Below are 24,495 nucleotides of genomic sequence, written 5' to 3'. Positions count from 1 at the left end.
CCGTCTGGCGGAAATGGACATCAATTGCCGCGTGATAAGCGCGTAATTCATGTCCATTCGTGTACTGCAAATCAGGACGGCTTGTTCAGCTTCTCTTTACGAATCGCCTCATCGTCCATCAGTTCGTACCACATCGCATTCAATACTGCGAAAGCGGCCGCCAGCGGCAAGCCCAGCATCCATGAGAAATACCACATAATATTTTTCCTTATCGTTAATTCGTCTGTGCTGCCACCCGCAGGTGGCAGCAACGATGAAATGCCCGCGCTTTAATAAGCGTGTCCGGTTTCCTCGCGTATCTCTTTTTCATCCACCTTGCCCCACAGCACGTGATACACCCAGGTGGTGTAAGCGACGATCAGCGGGATAAAGACTGCGGTTACCACCAGCATGATGAACAGCGTCAGATGGCTGGATGATGAATCCCATACCGTCAGGCTGGCGCGCGGATCGATCGATGAAGGCAGGATGAACGGGAACATCGAAGCGCCTACGCTGAGGATGATGCCGCTGATGCTCAGGCTGCTGCACAACAAGGCAAAGATTTCACGACGGAAACGCAAGCCAAAGAAAGCACCCAGCGCACCGGTAAAGCCAGCGGCTGGTGCCGCCATCGTCCACGGATGCGCGGCGTAATTGGCGAACCAGGCACCGGCATGACCTTCGACGGTTTTCAGCAATGGATTCGATGGTCCGAACGGATCGATCTCGCTAGTGATGCGATAACCATTGATGTACTTCCACAACAGCAAGCCAGCCACTGCATAGAACAGGATGGTAGCGAGTGCTGCTGCGCTGCCATAGTTACGAGCACGCCCTGCTACTGCGCCGTCTGTTTTCAGTTGCAACCATGCAGCACCATGCATGACCAGCATCGCGATAGAGACCAGCCCGCACAGCACGGCAAACGGATTCAGCAAACCAAAGAAGCTGCCGTCATAAAAAATATGCATGCTGGGTTCAAGCCGGAACGGCACGCCCTGCAGCACATTGCCGAGTGCTACACCAAAGATCAGCGTCGGCACAAAGCCACTGAAGAACAAGACCCAGTCCCAGCGGGCACGCCATGACGGATCTTCGCGCTTGCTGCGGAACTTGAACGCAACCGGACGCAGGATCAGCCCGGTCAGGATGGCAAACATCGCCAGATAAAAGCCGGAGAAAGCGACCGCATATAGCTGCGGCCAGGCAGCGAAAATCGCACCGCCACCCAGGATCAGCCAGACTTGATTGCCTTCCCACACTGGTCCCACGCTATTGATGACGACGCGTCGCTCCAGATCGGTTTGTCCAACGAAAGGCAGCAAAATACCGCTGCCCAGATCAAAGCCGTCAGTCACGGCAAAGCCGACCAGCAGTACCCCGATCAGGACCCACCAGATCAGACGCAAAATGTCATAGTCGATAAGTGTATGCAAAATCATGATGGCTCCACGACAGAAGTTGGTGCGGATGGCGGATTGGCGCGAACAATATTGACGCCTTCATCAGGCACATGCTCATCTACGGGCCCCTTGCGGATGATCTTGAACAGCAGTTTCAACTCGATGATCAGCAACACCGTGTATATCGCGACGAAACCGGCGAGCGTGATCAGCAGCGTTTTGATACCCAGATTGGATACCGCTACTGCGGTCGGCAATACGCCTTCAATCACCCACGGCTGCCTGCCAAACTCTGCAACCAGCCAGCCTGCTTCAATCGCAATCCACGGTAGCGGTATCGCCCATACAGCGACCTTCAGCAACCAGCGATGACGATCCAGCTGACGACGTGCCGACAACACGAAGAAAGTTGCGGTCAGCGCGATCATAAACATGCCGATCGCCACCATGATGCGGAAGCTCCAGAACAGCGGCCACACATGCGGCACCGTATCCCAGGCCGCCTTCTCGATCTGCTCCGGCGTCGCCTTCAGCGGATCGTCGACATAGCGCCGCAGCAGCAAGGCATAACCAAGATCGCCGCCGTTGTCTTCGAACTGCGCACGCAGCTCATGCGAGATGTTTTTTGTCCCGCCCTGTGCGCGTATCTGTTGCAAGGCGTCGTAGGCTTTCAGGCCGTTCGAAATACGACCTTCGGCGCGCTCGACCAATTCAATGATGCCGGGGATAGTGGTATCCAGCGAACGGGTACCGATCAGGCCCATGATGAATGGAATATGAATCGCGTAATGATTTTCACGCGCTTCCTGATCCGGGAATCCAATCAGGGTGAAAGACGCCGGTGCATCCTGTGTCTCCCACATGCCCTCGATCGCAGCCAGTTTCATCTTTTGATGTTCAGTCGACAGATAACCGCTCTCGTCGCCCAGCACCACGACCGACAGCGATGCAGCCAGGCCGAATGAAGCAGCAACCGTCATCGAACGTTTGGCGATATCGAGGTGACGTCCCTTCAACACATACCAGGCCGAGATACCGAGCACAAAAATCGACGCTGCGACATAGCCAGCCGATACGGTGTGCACAAACTTGGCCTGTGCCACCGGATTGGTCAGCACTGCGAAGAAGTCGCTGACTTCCATACGCATGGTGTCGGGATTGAAGACGGCACCGACCGGATTTTGCATCCAGCCATTCGCAATCAGAATCCATAATGCAGAGAAGTTGGAACCGATGGCAACCGCCCAGGTCGTGATCAGATGTCCGACCTTGGATAGCTTGTCCCAGCCGAAGAAGAACAGACCAACAAAGGTAGCTTCCATGAAGAAGGCCATCAAACCTTCAATCGCCAGCGGTGCACCGAAGATATCGCCGACGTAGTGGCTGTAGTAGCTCCAGTTCATGCCGAACTGGAACTCCATCACGATACCGGTGGCAACACCCATCGCAAAGTTAATCCCGAACAGCGTGCCCCAGAATTTGGTCATGTCGCGCCAGATGACGCGGCCGGTCATGACATAGACCGTCTCCATGATAGCCAGCAGGATGGACAGCCCCAGGGTAAGGGGCACGAAGAGAAAGTGATACAGCGCCGTGGCGGCGAACTGTAGCCGTGATAAAGAAACAATATCGAGTTCCATGTAGCTCCCTTTAATGACTTGAATTCTTCGTCGTATTCAACTGTTTACTCACCGTGTTTAATCCGGCCGCAAACTGTTCAACACACCTACAAAATCTGCATCGCTACGCTTCACTTCGGCAACAATACGCCCATGTTGCAAACAAACCAAGCGGTCCGCGAGCTCAGCTTCACGCCGGACATGGGTTGCCAAAAGGAAAGCGCGCCCTGCGGCTTGCGTATCCAGACCTAGTAAAACATCGTGCGCCGTGGCCTGATCCAGCCCTTCGGTAGGCTCGTCCAGCAGCCACAGCGATACATCTCTCAGTAACAGGCGCGCCAGCGCCAGGCGACGCAACTGGCCACCAGACAAGCCGAGGCCACCCTCGCCCAGGCGCGTATCCAGCCCGTTTGGCATATTTACAACATCGTCGGCCAGCCCGGCGCTGTGCAGCACCTTCCACAGCCGCGCATCGTCTGCATCCGGAGCTGCCACGCGCAAGTTGTCGCGCAAGCTGTCCTGGAATAATTCGGTGCGCTGCGTCAACAAGCTATGTGGGGCGACGCAAACGTTGCCGGAGCGTGCCGACAGTTCGCCAGCGATCAGGGCCAGCAAAGTGGATTTACCGGCACCGCTGGCACCGATCAGCGCCACCCGCTCATGAGCTGACAATGCCAGCGAAATATTCTTCAGGATATTGGCCTCTTGGGCATCGGCGTCTGCACCAGCAGGATGGGCGCTGACATTCGTCAACTGCAGTACCAGGCCAGCAGGCGGCTGCGGCGCAACAGCAGTTTTTTCGTCGGCAGCCTGTATGCGTGCACCCAGGCGGCGCGCTGCCAATACGGTACGCCCCAGCTCCAGTGCACCACGTCGTAGCGCCGAAAAAGGCTCGGTCGCGGTCAGCACCAGTAACAAGGCCAGCGCCGCCAGCGGCACATTCAGCACACCCTTACTGACCAGCGCTGCCGTCAGCAGCAAGGTGGCGGTCAGCGTGATGGTGCCGACTATGCTGTAAGCCATACCAGCCTGCGCCTCAAGTCGGTTCAAGGCATCATCCGCGCGTGCCAGGTGCTGATCGGCGATGGCCAATGCCTGCTTCTGCGCATCCAGTTGCCCGGCCATGATTAATTCGGTCTGCCCTGCAACCAGATCGATGCTGCGTGCGCGCAAGGCTTCCAGTGCGTAGCTGCGACGACGTGCATCCGGCTTCGCCCTCTGCGCCACCCGCAGTGCAATCGACAAACCAGTGACAATCAGCCACGCTGCAAGTGCCAGGCCCAGCCACCATTGCAACAAGCCCAGCGCCACGCCGAGCGCGAGCGCCGCACACAATGCGGACGCGAGCGGCACCAGTACGCGCAGGTACAAGGAATCCAGTGCATCGATATCGCCTGTCAGGCGAAACAACAACTGCGCTGGTCGCGCCAGCAAACGACGCGCTGCCTGCGGCCTGGCCCAGGCGCGAAACAGACGCACGCGCAAACTCGCCAGCACTTCCAGCGTCGCATCATGCGTCACCAGTCGCTCGCCATAGCGTGCTGCAGTGCGCCCGAGTGCCAACAGACGTATACCAGCCGATGGCATGAAAACATCAAAGGTAAATGCCAGTGTCGTATTCAAACCAGCGATCGCAGTCGCTGTAATAAACCAGCCCGACAAACCCAGCAAAGCCATGCCGGACAATACGGTGGTCGCTGCCAGCAGCGCACCCAATAGCAATTTATTGCGACAGGCGTCAGCAAACAAACGCAGCACCGGAGCGAGATCACGCCAGATCGTCATGCTTGCTCCTCAGCCTGCAGCAGGATCACGCGATCCATGCGCGCTGCCAGTACCGGATCATGCGTCGCCACGATCATGGTTTTACCCTGCGCGAGTTGCAGCAAAGCTTCCGTCACCTGTTGTGCCGTTGCCTGATCCAGATGCGCAGTTGGTTCATCGACCAGCAATAAATCCGCATGTGCATCCGCTGCTGCACGCGCCAGTGCCAGGCGCACTGCTTCGCCACCGGACAAACCGCCACCACCCTCGCCCAGTGCGATACCGGGACGTGCCTGTGCAACACCTTCAAGCTCCGCAAACTTCAACGCAGCAGCAACATCAGTTGCGCTTACACCATCCCGACGCAATGCCACGTTGGCATGCACCGAACCAGCAAAGATGTGTGGCTTCTGCCCTATCCATGCCATGCGCTTGCGCAGGCCACGCACACTGCTTGCCGACAAAGGCACATCATCAATAGTGATGCTTCCGTGTGCTAGCGGTAACAGACCAGCGATCAGCGCCAGCAAACTGGATTTACCGCCACCACTGGCGGCCATGATGGCAACGCGCTCCCCGGCAGCAATCTGCAAATCCAAGCGATCAAACACAGATGTACTGCTGCCCTGATGTGCAAAGGACAGTTGCTGAATAAGGACTGTCGGCGCAGCTCGCGCTGTCGCTGCTGCAGTATTTGAAGCTGTTGCTGCATCCGGCAATAGCAAACCGTCTGCAGTTAAATTGTCGAGAGCATCCAGCGCAGCTTCACCTGCTGCACGGTCATGCCAGACCGCAGACAACTCACGCAAAGGTTCAAAGAAAGCGGGTGACAACAAGAGGATGAACACCCCTTGCCCCAGGGTCAGGCGTGTACCCCAGGCACCATATTCGAGCTGTCCGAGCAAATGGAATCCGATGTACACCGCCACCATGGCAACACCGAGTGCGGCAAACAATTCGAGCACCGCTGACGACAGGAAGGCAATGCGCAGCACGGCCATCGTCCGCATGCGCAACGCCTGTGCTGACGCATGCAAACGCAAGGCGGTCGCTTCGATCGCACCCAATGTGCGCAAGGTCGCCAGGCCGCGCAGGCGATCCAGCAAGAAGGCATTCATGCCACCCATCTCCACCATCTGCGCTTCGCTCGCCGCTTTGGCGCGCCAGCCGACCAGTGCCATGAAAACAGGAATCAGCGGTGCCGCGACCAGCAGAACCAGTGCCGCGATCCAGGACAAAGGAGTCACGACGATGAGGATGGCGAGCGGCACGATCATAGTGCGCAAGCGGGCCGGACGATAACGGGTGAGATAAGGGATGACAGCTTCCGCCTGCTCTGCCATCACACTGGCAGCCAGGCCGGATGCAGGCCTGGCGGCATCCAGTGGTGAGCGTGCCGCGAGTGATGCAGCGACTTGCTCGCGCATGAGGGACAGTTCAGCACGTGCGGTTTTGAATATGCGACGCACACCTACGGCATCACAAACAGAACGGATTAAACCAAGGATAAAAATCAGGGCGGCGGGAAGATAGACAGCGGCAATACCAGCACCATCCATCAATCGCTGCAGTGCATAGGCCAACAGACCGGCTTGTGGCAACCACAGCAAGGATGCAAAGACTTGCAGCAAACTTCCGACCTCGAATCCTGTACCGGATCGCAATCGCTGGAAAGCGGCTGGTTTGGTATGCATAGTGCTTTGCATTATTACGCATTGCCACACTCTTGTGTGACACTACTTCTTTCGTTACATCGTATTCGATGGGGTGGAACACAGCATACGCCCGGCCTTCCTGCATAAACAGGATCAGATGGGGATGGTTTAGCCATATCAGTTCTGCGTCATGCACAGCCGTTGACGGCGTCACAACATGGCAAGCATTATGGCGCGCCAAAAATTTCAACATTTGCGCCACATCAAATTTATGTGCTTTACCACATATTCATTTCAGGAATGAGAGACATAAAAAAAACATCGCCTCCGACAGGAAGCGATGTTTTTCATCTTCACGTTTTGTTTAGCGTCGCACGCAGATCGTGAATAACTCCGCAGCACTGATCCGGCGATTACAACTTCATGCCAGGCCACCATTCGCACGCAAGACCTGACCGTTAATCCAGCCACCATCAGGCCCTACCAGAAAGGACACAGCCGCCGCGATATCATCCGGCTGTCCCAGTCTTTGCAGCGGTGGCATGTTGGCGAGCTGCTGTATCTGCGCTTCGGTTTTGCCATTGAAGAACAGATCAGTCGCAACCGGTCCCGGTGCCACTGCATTGACGGTGATATTACGACCGCGCATTTCCTTCGCGAAGATAGGAGTCAACACTTCGACCGCTGCCTTGCTGCCGGTATACACCGAATAGTTAGGCAAACTCATCGCCACCGTCGTGCTGGAAAAATTCACCACACGGCCACCATCGTTCAGACGCGTCGCTGCTTCGCGCAAGGTATTGAAGGTGCCGCGCACATTAATACTGAACGTACGCTCAAACAATTCGTCGCTGGTATCGGCCAATGCAGCCATCTGCAAAATCCCGGCGTTATTGATCAGCACATCGACCTTGCCCAGCTTCTGTTCTGTTTCATCAAACAGGCGGCGCACATCGGCCGAGTTCGCGACGTCTGCTTTCACTGCGATCGCCTCATGTTGCGCTGCCTGCAATTTGGCGACCAGGGCATCGGCCTCGCCTGCGCTGCTTGCGTAGTTAATGACAACCGCAAACCCGTCATTCGCCAGGCGCTCTGCTATCGCTGCACCTATGCCACGTGATGCGCCGGTGATGATGGCTACTTTTTTTGCTTGCTTGCTCATGGTCTTCTTCCTTAATGAGTGGGAGTGACGAGAGTGTGCAACAAAGCAAACAAAAGATAATCCGGCTAGAATCGACATCATTATTCGATATTTATCAACAATAAGGCCGTAAATCATGGATAGATTCCAGGAAATGCAGATTTTCGTGCGCATCATGGAGCGCCGCAGCTTTACCAAGGCTGCCGAAGACTTGCAGCTGCCACGCGCCACCGTCACTAATGCAATGACACGCCTGGAAGAACGCCTGGGCTCACGCCTGCTGAATCGCACGACACGGCTGGTAACGCCGACGCTGGATGGCGACGCCTATTACACCCGCTGCGTACGCCTGTTAACCGATATCGAAGAAGCGGATGGCGCGTTCCGTAATACGGCGCCTAAAGGTTTGTTGCGCGTCGGCGTGCAGGGCACGGTGGCAGCCCACTTTCTGGTGCCTACCCTGCCCGCCTTCTTCGCCCGCTACCCGGGTATAGAGCTGCATATGGATGAAAGCGACCGCTTGGTCGACTTGGTGCGCGAAGGCATAGATTGCGTACTGCGCGGCGGCACACCACAGGATTCATCGCTGATCGCACGTCGCATCGCCATGCTGGAACAAGTGACCTGTGCCAGCCCGGCTTACTTGGCCCGCTACGGCCAGCCGCGCAGCATCGAAGATCTGGCACAACACAAGGCAGTCAACTACATCTCCAGCGCCAGCGGCAAACCCTTTCCGCTGGAATTCATGGTGGACGGCCGCATGCAATCCATCGTACTGCCGACCGCCATCTCGGTGACCGGCACCAAGGTCTACACCGGTTGCGCGCTGGCCGGCATAGGTATTGTGCAAATGCCGCGTTATCACATCGAACAGGAAATACAGGATGGTCGCCTGCAACTGATCCTGCCTGAGACGCCACCTCCCGGCATGCCACTCTCGGTGCTTTATCCGCAAAACCGCCAGTTATCAGCCCGTATACGCGTGTTTACCGAATGGATGCAGGACATATTCAAAGCTGCCGGTCAGACATAAAAGTTTGCGCCAGATCAATTCCAACCGCGTCCGACTGAGCGTTAATAGAGTACGCGGTCTATCATATCTAACCATCACCCATCTGGAGAATAAAGTGCCTGCAGAAGATCTATGCACTGACGACGAGGTCGCAACACTGGTACACGCTTTTTACGCCAAAGTCCGGCGCGATGAAGTACTCGGCCCCATCTTCAATGGCCTGGTCGATGACTGGGATCATCATTTGAGCAAACTGGTGGATTTCTGGTCATCCATACTTCGCGGTACCGGGCGCTACAGCGGTACACCTATGCAAAAACACATCGCCTTGCCGCATCTGGACGAAGCATTGTTCCAGCGCTGGCTGGCCTTATTTCTGGAAACTACAAAAGAACAGCCGAATCAGGCCATGGGTGAGCGCGCGTATGCTTCGGCACAAAGAATCGCGCAGAGTCTCTGGTATAGCTACCAAATGTCGCGCAGCCCGAACAGCATACCGGCCGACCTGACGTTTAACTGAGTGGATTTGCTTTTGAAATAAAGCGGGATGATATGTCGCTGACAAATTTGTATTCGTCAGCGACCTGTAAAGACTAACTTACTTCGTTACCTGTACTGTGCCTTTCATGATGCCCGAATGACCAGGGAAGGAGCAGAAGAAGGAGTAAGCCTCACCTGCTTTCAGCTTGGATGGAGCGAAGCTGATCGTATCGCTCTCGCCGCCACCGATCACCTTGGTATGCGCGATCACACGTGCATCACCCGCCTTCAGGTAACTCTTGTCCAGTCCTGCCGCGATACCGTCGCTGGCCACACCTTGCATATCGGCTGTCTTGGTCAACACCCAGTTATGGCCCATGATGTTTTTAGCCATCTTGCCGCTGTGTTTGAGCTTGACGGTAAATTGTTTGCAGCTTTGCGGCACCGAAATGCTGGTCTTATCGAACTGCATAGCATCATTGCTGCTGATCTCGACGGAACAATCTGCCGCCATTACATGGCTGCTCAAGCCTGCCATCATCAATACGAGTGCTGGTTTCCATACTTTCATTCTCTTCTCCTTCAATTATTGGTTCATCGCATCGGAGCTGTGACCTTCCTCAGGCTTCCGATTCTCACATTGCAGGCCGATATACACATATGCGATTCCTTATGTCGGACATATGCAATCTGATATGGATTGTGCCGAATATAGGCAACGGGTGGTTTGCGCCATATCAAATAAATCCCAAAGGTTCACAAAATACGCATGCGGACGATTAGCAACACTTTCAGTCAGATGTCCTGATCAGACCATCCAGATATTGAGCCCAAGCGCCATCCCGTGCAATAATAATCATTCTCATTTACAGACTTTATTCAGACAGATCTGCCATTCCGCACCCGGATCCCGTTGTGACCCATCTACTTCCGCCCACTTCCATCGTCGAGAAGCTCTACATCGAACATCAGCCCTGGTTATTCGCCCGGCTGCAGCGTCGCTTGTCCAGCCGTGCCGATGCGGAAGATGCGACGGCGGAGACCTTCGCCCAGGTAGTGGAAAGCAAACACCCTGAAGCCATAGCAGAGCCCCGTGCTTTTCTCACGACCATCGCCAAACGCGTGCTGTTTCATCTGTGGCGGCGACAGGATCTGGAAAAGACCTATCTGCAATCGCTGATGCTGCAACCTGAAGCGGTCGCCCTGTCGCCCGAAGAACGCACTCTACTGATAGAAGCCATAGAACAAATCGATCGTGCGCTGGACGCCCTCCCGCTGCCGGTTAAAACCGCATTTCTGTATAGCCGCCTGGATAGACTGACTTATCCGGAAATCGCCGAACGCATGGGCATCTCCCTCGCGACGGTCGAACGCCATATGAAACGCGCCATATTGGAATGCTTGCAATGGGCACCATGAATACGGCCAGCAGCACCTATCCATCCAACGACCGCATCGTCCATGCAGCTGTCGACTGGCTGATACGGTTTGAATCCAACACCATCACCGAGGCCGAGCAACGTGCCTTTGAATTATGGAAAGCTGCTGATCCGGCACATGAGCAGGCATGGAAACGCGTCGCTGGTTTGCTGAATGATTCATTTGCCGTGGTGCGCGATGCCGGTTTGCGTGCGCCGGGGCAAATGCAGGCTGCACAACGCACCCTGCTCAGTACACGCCGCCGCAAACTGCTGCGCGGCGCACTCGTATTCGCAGGCGTAAGTGGTGGTAGCGCTTTACTAGCGGAGCGTCAGTTCGCCATAGGCCAACTCATGGCCGACCTGCAAACCGGTACCGGACAAAGGCAGACATTTGCACTGGCAGACGGCAGTAGCGTGCAACTGAACGCTCGTTCAGCCGTCGACGTCGATTTCAATCAGCATACCCGCCAGCTGCGTTTGCGCGCCGGTGAATTGATCGCCAGCGTCGCACCTGACAGCAACCGCCCTTTCATCGTCGAGACTGCACACGGCATGATGCGTGCACTCGGTACCCGCTTCCTGGTCCAGCAACGCGATACCCTGTCGCAGGTAGTCGTACTGGAACACAGCGTAGACCTGCGCACGCGCGACGGCCAGCAACTGCGCCTGCGCGAGGGTGAAGGTGCGGTCTTCGATGCAGCGACCGTCAATCGCATCGACGGCAATGCCAGCGCCCTGGCCGCCTGGTCCGACGGCATGCTGGCCGTGGAAAATGCCAGCCTTGCAGAAATCATTACGGCGCTCAAACCGTATTACAGCGGCTACATCCGCATCTCACCGCAAGCCGCCGCCTTACGTACCTTTGGCGTCTTCCCGCTCGACAATCCAGCCCACACTTTGCGCACGCTGGTACATGCCTTGCCGTTACAAATGCAGCAGTACGGCAACTGGCTGATCACCATCGATCTCATGCCTGCCTGACCCGAGCAAAAATTTATTTTAAAAAACATGAGGGGTTTTTCTGCTTCGTTCCACATGGTTAGTGAAAACCAACCTTAAGGGACTTACACATGCAGCATCTACACCTTCCTCGCTTAAAGCTGAGCCGCATCGCCTTTGCCGTTGCTATCGCCTGCACCCAATCCGGTGCCTGGGCTCAAGCCGCCGAGACAACTGCCGCGACTAGCGCGGTACAGCTCAACATCCCGGCAGGACCACTCAGTACCACCCTTACCCGTATAGGCCAGCTCAGCGGCCGCACCATCATTGCCGACCCTGCTCTAATCAGCGGACGCCAGGCGCCAGCCATCAATGGCCGCATCTCTTCCGGCGAAGCAGTACGACAAGCACTGGCGGGTAGTGACCTGACGACCGAAACGACCCCTGGCGGTGCGCTTAGCATCCGCCGTAAAAGCGCAAGCGAAATCAGCGATGCCAACACATCTGAAAACGCTACCGTGATGCCCACCGTCGTCGTCACCGACGAGCGCATGAGCGGCGGCAGCCTGGCGCAACCGGCGCGCCAGATCACCGTCATCGAAGGCCAGGAATTGAACGACCTGCGCGCGATTTCCCCCAACAGCATAGGCAGCATGCTCACCAAGGCGGTGCCGGGCTTGTCGGATTCCAGTCGCTCGCTGACCGACTACGGTCAAACGCTGCGTGGTCGTAACGCCCTGATACTGGTAGACGGCATCCCGCTCAATACCAATCGCGACTCATCACGCAACCTGGTCAATATTGATCCCGCACGTATCAACCGCATCGAAGTATTGCGCGGCAGCAGCTCCATCTACGGCAGTGGCGCCAGCGGCGGCATCATCTCGGTCACCACACGTCCACCGGGTGGCGAGCCTGTTGCAGAAACTACGATATCGATGAACGGTTCACTGTCCAGACTCAGCAAAGACGGTTTGGGCGCTCAAGTACAGCATTACTTCTCCGGTAAAGGTGATGTGGTCGACTATGAAGTCGATGCGTCCTACCGTCGTATAGGCGGCTCCTACGACGCACATGGTGACCGCATTGCACCGGATGCCAGCCAGGGCGACCTGTTTGACTCGAATACCTACAGCCTCGGCGGCAAACTGGGTTTCCGTATCGATGCGAATCAACGCCTGCAACTTTCGGCCAGCTACCTGCGCGCAAAACAGAAAACCGACTACGCCACTGATCCGAAGATCGCCAGCACACCGATAGGAACGGCGACCGCGCGTGCCATACAAGGATTGAATCTGGCAAATCAGAACGAAGTGGAAAACACACTGCTGAGCGCCAACTACGAGCACAAGGACATCCTGGGCAGCTCGCTCACGGCCTTGCTGTATGGCCGCGACAACTTCACGCGCTTCACACCGTTCGACGCGCGCGCCAATGTTAACCGTGGCAACAATATCGACCAGGTCATGCAAAATAACAAAGTCTTTGGCGGTCGCCTGACCATGGACACGCCTTTGGGCAGCGACCAAAAAGCCAAGCTGTTGTGGGGTGCCGACTTCATCCAGGAGCGCAGCAACATGCCGCTGGATGTGTTTGATCCAGCCGCTTACGATGCCAGCGGCGGCCTGGTCTTCCGCAAGACCGGCCAACGCACCTACATGCCGTGGCTAACCACACGCAGCATCGGTGCCTTCGCGCAACTGCAATACAAATTCAATGAACAATGGTCGGCCGAAGGCGGCTTGCGCTACGAAAAGGCCAGCGCTTCCTTCAATGACTTCCAGCCCCTGTCCCAGTCCAAACTGGCAACACCGGCAACCATCAAAGGTGGCAAGGTCAGCTATGACGCAGTCGTACACAATGCAGGAGTGACGTTCAAACCTGTCAAAGGTCAGGAGTTCTACGCGTCCGTCAGTCAAGGTTTTGATTTGCCTGATATCGGTGTGATCCTGCGCAATGCAAATGCCAGCTTCAACATCAACTCATCGCAACTGGAACCGGTAAAAACCGATAGTTATGAACTGGGTTGGCGCGGTCGTTTCAGCAACACCGTAGCCACCTTCGCACTATTCCGCTCCAGCTCGGATCTGGGCGCAGTGCAATCATTCAACAATGGACTCGTACTCGCGCGCACCAGTGAAAAAATCAATGGCGTGGAAGCTACCGTCGATTACTACAGCGACAACGAAAAATGGGTGAGCGGTGGCACATTTACCTGGATGCAGGGACGTGAATTGCCGCAAGGAGCAAAGCAGGATCAGCAAATGACCGGCTATCGCATCCCACCGGTCAAAGTGACAGCCTATGTGCAATATCAGCCCAACGAACGCTGGAGCAATCGCGCACAATTCACATGGTTCGCGTCGAAAGACTATCGCCTGGCCGATGGCAAAACGCAATTCGCACGTGCTGATGTAGACGGCTACTACACCGTGGATCTGGTTTCACGCTACAAGCTGAACAAAAACGATGCCGTCACATTGGGCATAGAAAACCTGTTCAACAAATACTACTTGCCGCTCTATAGCCAATTGATGCGCAGTGGCAATAACAACAGCCGACTGCCCGCAACTGGTGCGACATTTGCGATTAGCTATACGCATCGCTGGTAAACAAGCAACGACATAAAAAGCCCCAATGACATCTGGTCATTGGGGCTTTTTTTATGGGCTTGCGTCAAGCTCAGCACCACTACGCCAGATCACCATACATACCTCGCCGCTCTTTACGGAAATATCTCAAGCACGCCGGCTACCCATCCAAGATATATTTCCAACTCAGTTATTAATAATGATTCTCATTATTAATAACTCGATTTAATCAGCAAAAAGCGAACTGCCACTCCTCCCAGGATACAGGCCCCGCCCCGCTAAAGAACGATCCGAGAAAACCTTATGCATCCTATTCATTTACATCTAAAAACCAGGCGCATCGTACTGGCAGTTACCTTGGCTTGCGTACACATTGCAGCGACAGCACAAAGCTCAACACCACCTTCCTCTGATAAGGAAGCGGAGGAAAAAAACAAGGTGCCACACCAAATCCTTCCTAGCGTAAATGTCTCGCCGGACGTGCTTGATCACGACGATGCACGCATCAAGACAGTGAGTACCGCGACCAAAACTGCGATGAAGATTAAAGATATTCCGCAGACAATAGACACCCTGGAAATGAGCAAATCCAAGGTGTATGGTCAAAACGATTTAAGTGTTTTGCTGGATGGCACACCGGGCATCGATACGTCTTACGACACGCGTGGCGATGGCATTACGATACGTGGCTTCGAAGCAAGCTCTGGCGATATCTATCGGGATGGCACGCGTGCCAGCGGACAGATCCGACGTAGCACTGCCAACGTAGAACGCATAGAAATATTGAAAGGCCCTGCTTCTGTTTTGTATGGACGTGGACAAGGGGGCGGTGTCGTCAATCTCGTCAGCAAACAGGCCAACTTCGACAGTCCAAGCAGCGTCGGCCTGCGCGGTGGATCATGGAAAAATCGCGGCACCACCATCGACCTCAATCGCATCATCACACCAAATCTGGCCGCTCGCCTTACCGTCGATTACGAAGAAGCCAACAGCTTCCGCCGCGGTATCGCCAATCAGAACAAAATGATTTCTCCCAGCATCCTGTACGACAACAAGCGCGGCTTCACCTGGCTGGCACAGTACACCTACGACAAAGTATGGCGTCGACCAGACCGGGGACCGTCGTTCGACAGACTGCCACCAGGCGTAGACTTCCGCACCGCCTATGCCCATCCACAAGACTATATCGAAGATGAAATGCAAATGCTGCGCTCGGTACTGAGCTATGACTTCGGTAACGACTGGTCGCTTAAATGGACTTCAGCATTGCATGAGGCCAGCCAGAATTTCGATAACTTGTATGCAGGCACCTATAATGCAGGAACGCGCCAGCTAACCTTTACCCGCGTCTGGCAAGAAGCAGACAACACCTCACTGACCAACTCCTTTGATCTCGCAGGCAAATTCCGGACCGGCGGTATCAAACATGATGTGTTGCTCGGTCTGGAATTCACCAAAGAGAACCGCAATCCAAGTTTTACAACGGCTCCTGCCAGCGGCTCCAATCCATCCCGCTACCCTTACGGAGTTGATCCCTACAATCCTGTCTGGACACATGACAAGACTGCAACCGGCCCTTATACAACAGCGAACCGCCACAAAGCAGATGCATCTGCGCTCTATCTGCAGGACCTGATCGAAATCACACCGCAATGGAAAGTTCTGGCTGGCCTGCGCTTCGATCGCTTTACGTTTAATTCACTCAACCTGATCAAGAACGAACAACGCGAATACAGCGGCAACACCGTAAGTCCGCGCGTAGGTTTGATCTGGCAACCTGTAGAAGCACATAGCATTTACCTGTCGTATAGCAAAAACTTTGCGCCGTATGGTGGCCGTGGAATGATATCTGTCGCAACTGGCAGCAGCGCCATTTACGATAGCGAACCGCAATACTCGCGTCAGATAGAAACCGGTATCAAGAGTGACTGGTTAAACGGCAACCTCTCCAGCCAACTTGCCGTTTACAGCATGGAAAAATACAACATCCGTTATCAACCCGATGCCATCAATGATCCTTACACATGGGCGACCGGTCGCCAGGAGCGTTCGCGCGGCATAGAAGCCAGCCTGACGGGCAAGCTGGCGCAGACCTGGTACATCCGTAGCGGCATAGGTTTGCAAGAAGCCGAAATCACCAAGAATCTTGCAGATCCTACTCTGGTTGGCAATCAAAAAAGCGGTATAGCACGCAAGAACGGCAACGCCTTCCTGCGCTACGTACCCACTGCCAACTGGTATGGTGAAACCGGCGTCACTTATCGTGGTCCGACCTATGCCAACGATGACAATAAAGTGCGACGTTCCGGCTATACACGCTGGGATGCATCGGTCGGCTACCGTGCGCTACCCTGGACAGTTACCCTTGCCGTCACCAACCTGACGGACAAACGTTACTGGCGCTCTACCAGCATGCCAGGTGCACCGCGGAACTTCTTGTTGAGTGTGAATCGTTTGTTCTGAATCAATTCAACTGCATGAGTATAAAAAAGCCCCGATGACTTTCGTCATTGGGGCTTTTTTATACGTCTAAGAGACTTAGAATTTCAACGAAGCGCAAGGTATGCACGAACATGCGATGCGTCGCATCGACATTCAACGATGTGTAAACAAGACACCTTAGAATCGGTAACGCGCAGTCAGCAATATGCTGCGCTCCATTCCCCGGTAGTAACTACGGCCGCCGTTGAAGTACTGCTTGTCAAACAAATTGCTGGCGTTGAGAGCAAAACGCCATGGCCCGGTGTCATACCGCACGGCCGCATCGACCAGTGTATAGGATGGCTCGGACGTTACGTTCGTTTCTTCATTCCAGCGCTTGCCGATGTAGCGCAAGCCGGAACCAAAGCTGAGTCCACGCAAGCTGCTATCTGCCACCACATAGTCCAGCCACAACGAGCCGGTCACTTCAGGCGTTAATACCGGTGTCTTGCCGATTTCATCCGGATTGGCGCTTTCACGTACGCTCAGGTCCAGCGCTGTAAATGATGCGGTCAAACGCAATTGTCGCGACAAGGCTGCCTTCGCCTCCAGTTCCAGTCCACGCGAACGGATTTTGCCGATCTGACGTGTTTCATCGGCGGCAGGATCGTAGCTCAGGACATTCGTCTTTTCGAGATTGAACAAGGCTGCCGCAAATGAAATCGGCGAGCCTTCCGGCATGTACTTGATACCCATTTCCACCTGGCGGCCATTGCTGGATTTGTAGTTATTGCCAGCCGTGTCTATACCGACGTTGGGCACAAACGATGTTGCGTAGCTGATGTACGGTGCCCAGCCGTTACCTACTAGGTAATTGAGGCCTATGCGACCCGTCGTTGCCTTGTCGGATTGTGCTGCTTTTTCTGCGTTCAGATAATCCGAAGTGTCGGTCTTGACGTGGTCGCGACGCAAACCAAATGTCAGTCCCCAGTGTTTATCAAACTTGATTTGATCCTGCACATACAAACCTAACTGCGTAGTTTTGATTTGCACATCGGTATTCTGGTTGGTCGGCTCAGGAATGTAGACACCATATACAGGATTACGAATGTCCAGACTGGGTGCCGAACCGCTGTATCGTTGCGAATCAGCGCGACTGTTATCCCAGTCCAGTCCGAACAAGAGCTTATGCGATACCGAACCGGTCTGCACCGTACCTTGCAATGAGGTGTCTATCGTCAGCTCATTGACTGATTCCACATCACGACGCGCTGTGCGCCTTAATGTAACGCCATCAGGATCCAGTACCCAGGAAACATGATGCTTGTCCATAGTACGACGCGCATAACGCATTTTTTGTTGCACCATCCATCCGTCGTCCAGTTTATGTTCAAACTGGTAACCGACCGCATCGGTCCCGCTCTTGATGCGACTGTAGTTGGGATCACCCTCCTTCACATTCGTTCGTACGCCATTCGCCGTCACAAACTGCACGTCATCAGATGAGTCATCACGCAAGTACTCGGCTTGCATCACCAGCGAAGTCCTCGGCGAGATCTGCCAGCGTAATGATGGCGCCAGATACTGACGCTGCTGATCCATACGTTCACCGTTAGGATATTTTTCCTGGGTCCCGGTATCGAGTCCCACGCCGACCACCCGATACAGAAACTTTCCCTCGTCATCCAGTGCGCCACCAAAGTCGGCAGCGACTTGCTTGCGGCCAAAGCTGCCAGTCTGCACAACGACCTCGCACGGTGCATCTACACTCGGCAGTTTGCTGACACGATTCACGACACCACCGACATCGCCTTTGCCAAACAGCACCGATGAAGGTCCGCGCAAGACTTCCAGTCGTTCCAGCCCGTAGACTTCGGTCTGCACGCCGAGGAAGTTGATCCCTACGTTCTGTATCAAACCGTCGCGATAATTACTTGTGTACCAGCCATCAAAACCTCGCAAGACCACCCAATCCAGCGCGCGGGAATCAAAGCCATACGGGTTCACTGTCACACCCGGTGTTTGCGCGAGCGCATCCGTCAACGTGGTAATGCCTTTATCCGATATCTCGTCAGCGGTAATAACGGAAATGGATTGCGGAATCTCTATGATGGCAGTGTCTGTCTTACTGCCGGTCGTCGTACGTTTGGCTACATAACCGAGCAAGGGGCCGGTGCTGGTTTCCTGCCCTCCATTTGCCGTCACCTTCACTTCGGGCAAAGTAGTGGTTCCTGCCGCCGGTGCCGGGCGCAGGTTTAACGCACCACTCCCCGTCACAAACAACTCAAGGCCGCTGCCTTGCAAGGCCTGGCGATATGCTTGCTCTGCATTCATTTCACCCTTGATAGCCGCCGCTGTGCGGCCTTGCAATTGCTCGGGCTGGATGGAAATAATCTGCCCGCTTTGCCGTGCGATCCGGGTCAAAGTTACGTCCAGCGGTCCCGCAGGTATATCAAATACCTGCGTTGCGGATTTGCTGCTTTGTGCCCATGCGCTATGCATGAGCAAAGGGGAGCTCAAGGCAAGGCAGACCGCCAGGACTGACGGACGCAATGAAGGGAGCTTAGAAAATGGATTCAAGGTAATTCTCCGCTAATACAAACGAGATAAACGAGGGTTTCATCTGGTTTGTGCAACGAAGATCAAAAAGTGACAGGGCTGAACGCCATTATTTTGAAAATATTTTTTGCGGGTGGAAGACAGGATGGTCAAGACGACTTGGCAGGCTCCCGCAACTCTATGCTGACCCAGTAATCGGTACGACTGCGGATGGTAATCGGCAAGGTTTCCGCCAACGCTGCCAGCGCCCTGCCACTATCATCGAGCGGGAACGCGCCCGTCACTCGCAAGGCTCCGGCCTGTGGCGTCACACGCAAGAATCCGGAACGATAAGGACGCAAGGCCGCAATCACTTCACTGAGCGGTCTGTCATGTACTTCTATGAAACCATCGACCCAGGCAGCGCTATCGCCAGATGCAATATCAATCGCTTCTATCTGCTTCTGATCGAAGCGTGCACTCTGGCCAGCAACCAAGGTACTGCTGGCACCACTCGCCACGTCTATACGCACCGAAGAATGCAATACGGCGAGGACCGTGCTGCCCTCTTCCTGCCGCACCAGGAAACGCGTACCCAGTGCGCGCATGCCTCCTTGCGCACTCTGAACCACGAATGGACGCTGCGCGTCTGGCGCAACGTCGACGATGATCTCGCCGCTACGCAGATGGATGCGACGCGTCGCTTCGTCAAAATCGATATCCGCTGCACTGCGTGCATTCAGCCAAATCTGACTGCCATCCGCGAGGTGTATGTGTTTGCGCTGTCCCGTCGCGGTACGCAAGTCGGCGGTCATGGTATCCAGCGGTGTAACACGCTGCACGAGCAAACCCGTTCCCGATCCGAGCAGCAACATGGCTAATGTATTGCGCAATAATTTCCGGCGATCCGGTGAGTTCAGCAAAGCACGCCGTGCAGTACTGCGCACCTGGGGAGCAACCGGCAAGGTATCGAAAGTGCCCAGCACCTGCTCAAGATGGCGGATAGCGGCATCATGCCGTGTATCGAGCAAGCGCCAACGTTTGAAAGCATCATGCTCGGCCTGACTCGCATCACCCGAACGCAGGCAAATAATCCAGTCTATGGCAGCTTCGACTATAGGGTCGTTCGCAGCAGGAGCAGTAGTAGCGACCATGGCACTCATGCAGGCAATGCCGCTGCATAACAGCAGGTCAGCGCCTGTGCCATGTATTGCCGGACGCGGCTGGCAGAAACGTTCAGCTCGGTCGCAATCTCCTGATAAGTCATCCCGTCCAGCTGGCTCATAAGGAAGGCAGTACGTGCCTTGACAGACAAGCCATCCAGCAAACGATCGATCGTCAGCAAAGTCTCCAACACCAGCGCCTGGTCTTCCGGCGAAGGCGCAAGGTCTTCGGGTAATGCTGCCAGCTCGGCCAGATAGGCCTGCTCCAGATCACGCCGACGCCAGCTTTCAAACACCAGCCGACGCGCAATCGTTGTCAGATAGGCTCGTGGTTCACGTACTTCGGTCAATGCTTCCGGACGCCCGAGGATTTGCAGGAATGCATCCTGTGCCAGATCAGCCGCCTGATGCGTGCAGCCCATTTTTTTGCGCAGCCAGCCGAACAGCCAACCGTGGTGGTCGCTATAGAGGAGATGAACCTGCTGTTGCAGGTTGGATTCAAGGGCCGGCATCGGATTTCCCGCTTGCCGCACTCTTAAATCGGCGGCATTCAAATAATAATGATTCTCATTATATTCAACGCCAGACCTTGAAGCAATTTATACCTGATGCGCATGATGCAAAGATGCGACGAAAAAAAACGGCTGCCGTGACAACCGTTTTCAAGTTCAAACCGTCCTGAGAGAGACTTAACTCTTACGCAGCTTCTCCGCCTGGGCCTCATATTGTTCTGCCAGCGCAGAGTTCTTCTTTGTACGGAAATGCTGCGCATACTGACTCAGCACTTCGACGATATATGCACGCTCAAAACCAGAAAATTGCCCTGCCAACGGCAATACGCGTTGTAAATACTGCGTTCCTTCATCCCACTTATTCTGACCAGCGAGATTGACGGATAATTCAACGAGACGTCTTCCTATACGTTGATCCGAAACGGGGGTCTGTTTCTCTTCTATCAGCAGCGATTCCTTCAGCAATTGCTCCGCCTCTGCGAATTTTGCCAATTGCCGCTTGATGCGCGCCAGATTGTAAAGTCTTTGCGACTTCAGCTCTTGTCCGAGATTACCAATATCAACATTGACCAAAGCGCGGTAGCAGGCCTCCTCTGCAACCTTCAATTGCCCCCTGCTCTCCGCCGTACTGCAATCTCTTGCATAGTTATCAGACGTTACCCGGTTAAGCGGATTAGCGCAGCCAGCCAGTACCAACATAGCCACAAACACGGAAGATAAAGCCAGTTTCATGATTACCCTTTTTGAAGGTTTATTATTAAAATTTTCTGATAGCTCACAAATCATGCTTCAGACTACAACACTCTCAAGAGTGTAAATCATCTAACCAGGCTATCCGTACCCAATCCTGACAAAAAGAAACCCGCAAGATCACAAGCTTTTATCTTACCGTCGCTACCGTCGTTTGTGGGGCATCAACGCTGCACCGCAATCGCATCTATCTCCACCTTCACATCCGGCCGATACAAAGCCTGCACCCCAATCAACGCACTCGCTGGCGCATGCCCCTTTAACCAGCGATCACGAGCGGTTCGTATGGCCTCCAACTGTTCAGGCCTATAGTCACTTACATAAAAAGTCATACGTGCGATCTGTTGTGGACTACTACCCGCATGGCGCAAGGTCGCATCCAGATTCTGGAAGGTCTGCTCAAGCTGCCCTTCCAGGGTGGCAGACACACTTCCATCTGCTGCAACAGGCACGTGCCCACTGAGCAAGAGCAAACCATCTTGCACCACCACCGCGCCGGATATGCCCGGGATTTCCTGTCCTGGTACCGTCAAAGTGCGCAATTGTGCACTCGGCGTCACCAATTGATGCGATTGTGATCTGGCTGGCGTGGCGCAGGCGCAGCATGTGTTTGGTGTAGTCGCGGCGGTCGTCGTGGCGCACACGGGTTTGCGCTGCCATGAAGGGTTCAAACCCTTCCTTGCGCAGTTCTACCAGCACGGCGGCGGTAGGGATGTAGGCGTACCGTTCGGAGCGGCTTTCGTGCGGGGCGTCCGCGAAGATAGACGGGGCCACGCGGCGGATTGGGTCGTCGGACAGCGGGTAATCGCTGCGCAGCGTCGGGGAATGGGAAGCGAAACGGGATGCGAGTTGCATGGTCTTTCTCCTGGCAAAGAAGGGTTGGCTGTTCACACCGCACACCGGGTTCCAAGATTCGGAGCCCAGCCTTTCGGCTGTTCGGTGCGGTCGGCACGAAGAACCCGGTTGGCCTCGTTGCCACCGTCTTTCCTGAGTTCATCGCCCGCGACGGAAGGGAGCCCGTGGACGGGGGCCGTCAAGGAGACAAGCGCAGGGTTGGTGCGGCCCGTAGGCGTAGCCGAGGACACGGCCCTGCGCGCCTTGACGGCACACGGCCGCGGGCTACAGTCGCGAGCAAGGTGATGGAGTCAGGGGAGACGGCTGGACAGGCAACGGCCCTCCCTGTGTGCCGACCGCACGCAAGCGAAGCGCGCAGGCCCGGATCGAGAATCCGGGCCGTAGGCATCAGGGATGGGGAAGGCTGGCGCTAGCCAGTGCCGTCAGGGATAAGCGAATAGCGAACCTGGAGCAGCGCGGTCCGTTCAGGAGACGCACAACGCAGTGGGCCGATAGCGTCGAGGTTACTTGTTAGGAAGCATGCCTTCCAGATTCGGCGTCATGGCGTGGCGCAACAAATTTCAGGCGTGCAGGTGCGCCGCAAGCTGAATGACTACGAATAGGGTACTGGGGCATTACCGATCAACGGCACGATCATTAATCTCGATCTCAATTTCGAGCGCAAAGACCCAATCCAAGCCAACTGGAAGAATTTCTCGCACATCGTTGAACACGACTTAAGCGCCCGGCGAACCGGTCTTGAATAAGCAGATGTGCAAAGCGGTAGCGTATGCCAGGTGGGATGTTACCGTGTTTGCCGATCGAATCGAAAAAGAACTGGCCAACTTAACATTTTATTGTCTTCACAAAAGCGAGGCTTAACTGCGGAGTAGATCGTCCAGCATATTGTCATATTCTGCGAAGTCTTCGAAGAATAGTTTTTCAGGGCATCTTGTTTCGCTCTCGTGCTCGTCAAAGAAATAACGGGGATACCAGTCGTCCGCAAGGAAAGTTAAAGGCCGATGTTCTAAATGTGAGCGCAATAAGGGAAAGCGCTGATCAAAATATTCCTTGTGAGTCGCAGTTACCATATCGTACACCGTGATAAGGTAGTCTCGATAATCACTCAACATCTCATTGAACATGGCAGACACGGTATGGAAGTAAAGGGTATATGACTCCGGAAGTCTATTCGCTTTGGCATAGCGAGAGTTCTCCTTATACCAATGGGAAAGATCGGCTTGTGACTGGCCCTTCAGGTACATGTGGAGAGTCTGGAACGTCTCCCAATAGCTGTTAATGAGGTATTGCAGCGTGGTCGAACAATGTTTCATCGGATCGCGACGCTTACACATGAGTACCAACGGACCGAGCGAAGTGTATGTCGTCAGGCCCTTCTCGATAGCAACCTCGATCTCCGGCCAACGGCGCTCAACCTCATAAGATCTCTGGAAGCGACTTAAGTGGCTTGCCTTGAAGATATCGACCGCTTCGATTCGAATGATGGGATTAGGCGCCTCGGTCGGTTTCTGCCTTGTTCGGGGACGCGTTGTTTTGGAATAGGCGCCCTCGCGGTTTCGCCGCTTGATATTCACCCAATAACAGCGCTCGGTGGATAGACATACTAAACATAGGAACACTGGTATTGGCATACCCAACCAATAATTCAGCGTGGTGCGTTTGACCGTATGGAGCGTCGTATATTTTCTGGGAGACGGTTTGGAGAATTTTACTTCGGTTTGGCTTTTTAGCTGAATAGCGACGAGATCGCCGCGTAGACGCTTATCCGCTCCGACAATTTCAACATACACGTCCAGGCCATAGTCGCGTTCACCTACCTCGCGTATTACCCAGTGGCTCGGCAGGGATTGCCGTAGCAGCGCAAGCGATTTCGACTCGGAGATGTGCGTGTCGGCACGAATGGGGTATTCGTTGGGCATTTGTTCCTTCTTCCTTATTGCTCTTTCACCTGGGCTCATAATAGTAAATTCATATTTCTCGGATTGGATAAGTATCAAGGGCCGTGCCATCAGGATAGTCATTGGCACAGATCTTGGGGCCAGTAAAACTGGCTAGACTATTGATCGTGTAAATGTATCAGCCACCACCAATTTACTAGTACGAACAAGCTAAATGAACGTAACCTGAATCGCCCCGAGTTTCTTAGACACTCGCAAGCCTCTCGAAGTACTGCTTTTCATAGTTGACGGGCGAAAGCCGGTCAGCATGATTATGACGTCGTTTGACGTTGTAGAACATCTCGATGTAAT

At 54.7% G+C, this 24,495-nt stretch carries 20 protein-coding genes and 1 pseudogene; 6 read left to right on the top strand and 15 right to left on the bottom strand.

What is annotated here, in order from left to right; all coding sequences use genetic code 11:
* Positions 1-71: 71 nt before the first annotated feature.
* The 6 genes from cydX to IXC47_RS14495 all read right to left on the bottom strand — a co-directional run bounded on the left by cydX (position 72) and on the right by IXC47_RS14495 (position 7,585).
* Positions 72-197: a cytochrome bd-I oxidase subunit CydX gene (cydX, locus tag IXC47_RS14520; RefSeq protein WP_012079865.1), complete on the bottom strand. Its 126-nt coding sequence runs from the start codon at positions 195-197 to the stop codon at positions 72-74.
* Positions 198-269: 72 nt separating this feature from the next.
* Complete coding sequence (gene cydB / locus IXC47_RS14515) at positions 270-1,424, bottom strand: cytochrome d ubiquinol oxidase subunit II (RefSeq protein ID WP_195876085.1); 1,155 nt, start codon at positions 1,422-1,424, stop codon at positions 270-272.
* A complete protein-coding gene (locus IXC47_RS14510; RefSeq protein WP_195876084.1) occupies positions 1,421-3,025 on the bottom strand; it encodes a cytochrome ubiquinol oxidase subunit I in 1,605 nt (534 codons plus the stop codon). The genes cydB and IXC47_RS14510 overlap by 4 nt, the downstream gene beginning before the upstream one ends.
* 57 nt (positions 3,026-3,082) lie before the next feature.
* The gene (locus tag IXC47_RS14505; protein ID WP_195876083.1) at positions 3,083-4,789 is read right to left on the bottom strand and encodes an amino acid ABC transporter ATP-binding/permease protein; all 1,707 of its coding nucleotides are present in this window, start codon (positions 4,787-4,789) and stop codon (positions 3,083-3,085) included.
* Entirely contained in the window at positions 4,786-6,462 is a 1,677-nt protein-coding gene (gene cydD, locus IXC47_RS14500; protein ID WP_230089576.1) for a thiol reductant ABC exporter subunit CydD, read from the bottom strand. Before cydD ends, IXC47_RS14505 begins: the two co-directional genes overlap by 4 nt.
* Before the next feature lie 382 nt (positions 6,463-6,844).
* Positions 6,845-7,585, bottom strand: coding sequence for an SDR family oxidoreductase (locus IXC47_RS14495; protein WP_195876081.1), 741 nt, complete (start codon positions 7,583-7,585; stop codon positions 6,845-6,847).
* 115 nt (positions 7,586-7,700) lie between these two features.
* On the opposite strand from IXC47_RS14495, the gene IXC47_RS14490 reads away from it, so the two are divergent.
* A complete protein-coding gene (locus IXC47_RS14490) occupies positions 7,701-8,597 on the top strand; it encodes a LysR family transcriptional regulator (protein WP_195876080.1) in 897 nt (298 codons plus the stop codon).
* Between the two features lie 94 nt (positions 8,598-8,691).
* Positions 8,692-9,096 (top strand): group III truncated hemoglobin, encoded by a 405-nt coding sequence (locus IXC47_RS14485; RefSeq protein ID WP_195876079.1) that lies wholly within the window; start codon positions 8,692-8,694, stop codon positions 9,094-9,096.
* 78 nt (positions 9,097-9,174) lie between these two features.
* Here the strand turns inward: IXC47_RS14485 and azu are convergent, their stop codons facing one another.
* On the bottom strand, positions 9,175-9,627 hold the full coding sequence (gene azu, locus IXC47_RS14480) for an azurin (RefSeq protein WP_195876078.1): 453 nt from the start codon (positions 9,625-9,627) through the stop codon (positions 9,175-9,177).
* Between the two features lie 344 nt (positions 9,628-9,971).
* Between azu and IXC47_RS14475 the strand changes: the two genes are divergently transcribed.
* The 4 genes from IXC47_RS14475 to IXC47_RS14460 all read left to right on the top strand — a co-directional run bounded on the left by IXC47_RS14475 (position 9,972) and on the right by IXC47_RS14460 (position 16,470).
* Positions 9,972-10,475, top strand: coding sequence for a sigma-70 family RNA polymerase sigma factor (locus IXC47_RS14475; RefSeq protein WP_326838410.1), 504 nt, complete (start codon positions 9,972-9,974; stop codon positions 10,473-10,475).
* Positions 10,463-11,458 (top strand): FecR family protein, encoded by a 996-nt coding sequence (locus IXC47_RS14470; protein WP_195876077.1) that lies wholly within the window; start codon positions 10,463-10,465, stop codon positions 11,456-11,458. Before IXC47_RS14475 ends, IXC47_RS14470 begins: the two co-directional genes overlap by 13 nt.
* An 89-nt stretch (positions 11,459-11,547) precedes the next feature.
* Positions 11,548-14,028: a TonB-dependent siderophore receptor gene (locus IXC47_RS14465; protein ID WP_195876076.1), complete on the top strand. Its 2,481-nt coding sequence runs from the start codon at positions 11,548-11,550 to the stop codon at positions 14,026-14,028.
* A gap of 282 nt (positions 14,029-14,310) precedes the next feature.
* A complete protein-coding gene (locus IXC47_RS14460; protein ID WP_195876075.1) occupies positions 14,311-16,470 on the top strand; it encodes a TonB-dependent receptor in 2,160 nt (719 codons plus the stop codon).
* A gap of 156 nt (positions 16,471-16,626) precedes the next feature.
* On the opposite strand, the gene IXC47_RS14455 is transcribed toward IXC47_RS14460, so the two are convergent.
* The 8 genes and pseudogenes from IXC47_RS14455 to IXC47_RS19530 form a co-directional block, all read right to left on the bottom strand.
* Positions 16,627-19,008 carry a TonB-dependent siderophore receptor gene (locus IXC47_RS14455; RefSeq protein ID WP_195876074.1) on the bottom strand — a complete coding sequence of 794 codons (2,382 nt, stop codon included), beginning with the start codon at positions 19,006-19,008 and terminating at the stop codon, positions 16,627-16,629.
* A gap of 128 nt (positions 19,009-19,136) precedes the next feature.
* On the bottom strand, positions 19,137-20,120 hold the full coding sequence (locus IXC47_RS14450; RefSeq protein ID WP_195876073.1) for a FecR family protein: 984 nt from the start codon (positions 20,118-20,120) through the stop codon (positions 19,137-19,139).
* A gap of 5 nt (positions 20,121-20,125) precedes the next feature.
* Positions 20,126-20,641, bottom strand: a complete 516-nt coding sequence (locus IXC47_RS14445) for a sigma-70 family RNA polymerase sigma factor (RefSeq protein WP_195876072.1) — start codon at positions 20,639-20,641, stop codon at positions 20,126-20,128.
* Positions 20,642-20,818: 177 nt separating this feature from the next.
* Positions 20,819-21,373 (bottom strand): tetratricopeptide repeat protein, encoded by a 555-nt coding sequence (locus tag IXC47_RS14440; RefSeq protein WP_195876071.1) that lies wholly within the window; start codon positions 21,371-21,373, stop codon positions 20,819-20,821.
* 182 nt (positions 21,374-21,555) lie between these two features.
* On the bottom strand, positions 21,556-21,876 hold the full coding sequence (locus IXC47_RS14435) for a RidA family protein (RefSeq protein WP_326838409.1): 321 nt from the start codon (positions 21,874-21,876) through the stop codon (positions 21,556-21,558).
* A 37-nt stretch (positions 21,877-21,913) separates the two neighbouring features.
* A pseudogene (locus IXC47_RS14430) lies at positions 21,914-22,246 on the bottom strand (DUF932 domain-containing protein); the annotation flags it as partial.
* An 857-nt stretch (positions 22,247-23,103) separates the two neighbouring features.
* On the bottom strand, positions 23,104-24,267 hold the full coding sequence (locus IXC47_RS14425; RefSeq protein WP_195876069.1) for a DUF4365 domain-containing protein: 1,164 nt from the start codon (positions 24,265-24,267) through the stop codon (positions 23,104-23,106).
* A gap of 121 nt (positions 24,268-24,388) precedes the next feature.
* On the bottom strand, positions 24,389-24,495 hold a 107-nt coding region (locus tag IXC47_RS19530; protein ID WP_326838413.1), incomplete at its 5' end, for an IS3 family transposase.

Source organism: Herminiimonas contaminans (assembly GCF_015645465.1).
Classification (GTDB): domain Bacteria; phylum Pseudomonadota; class Gammaproteobacteria; order Burkholderiales; family Burkholderiaceae_D; genus Oxalicibacterium; species Oxalicibacterium contaminans.
Note: the sequence above shows the minus strand (reverse complement) of the source record. Positions and strands in the feature narration are given on the sequence as shown.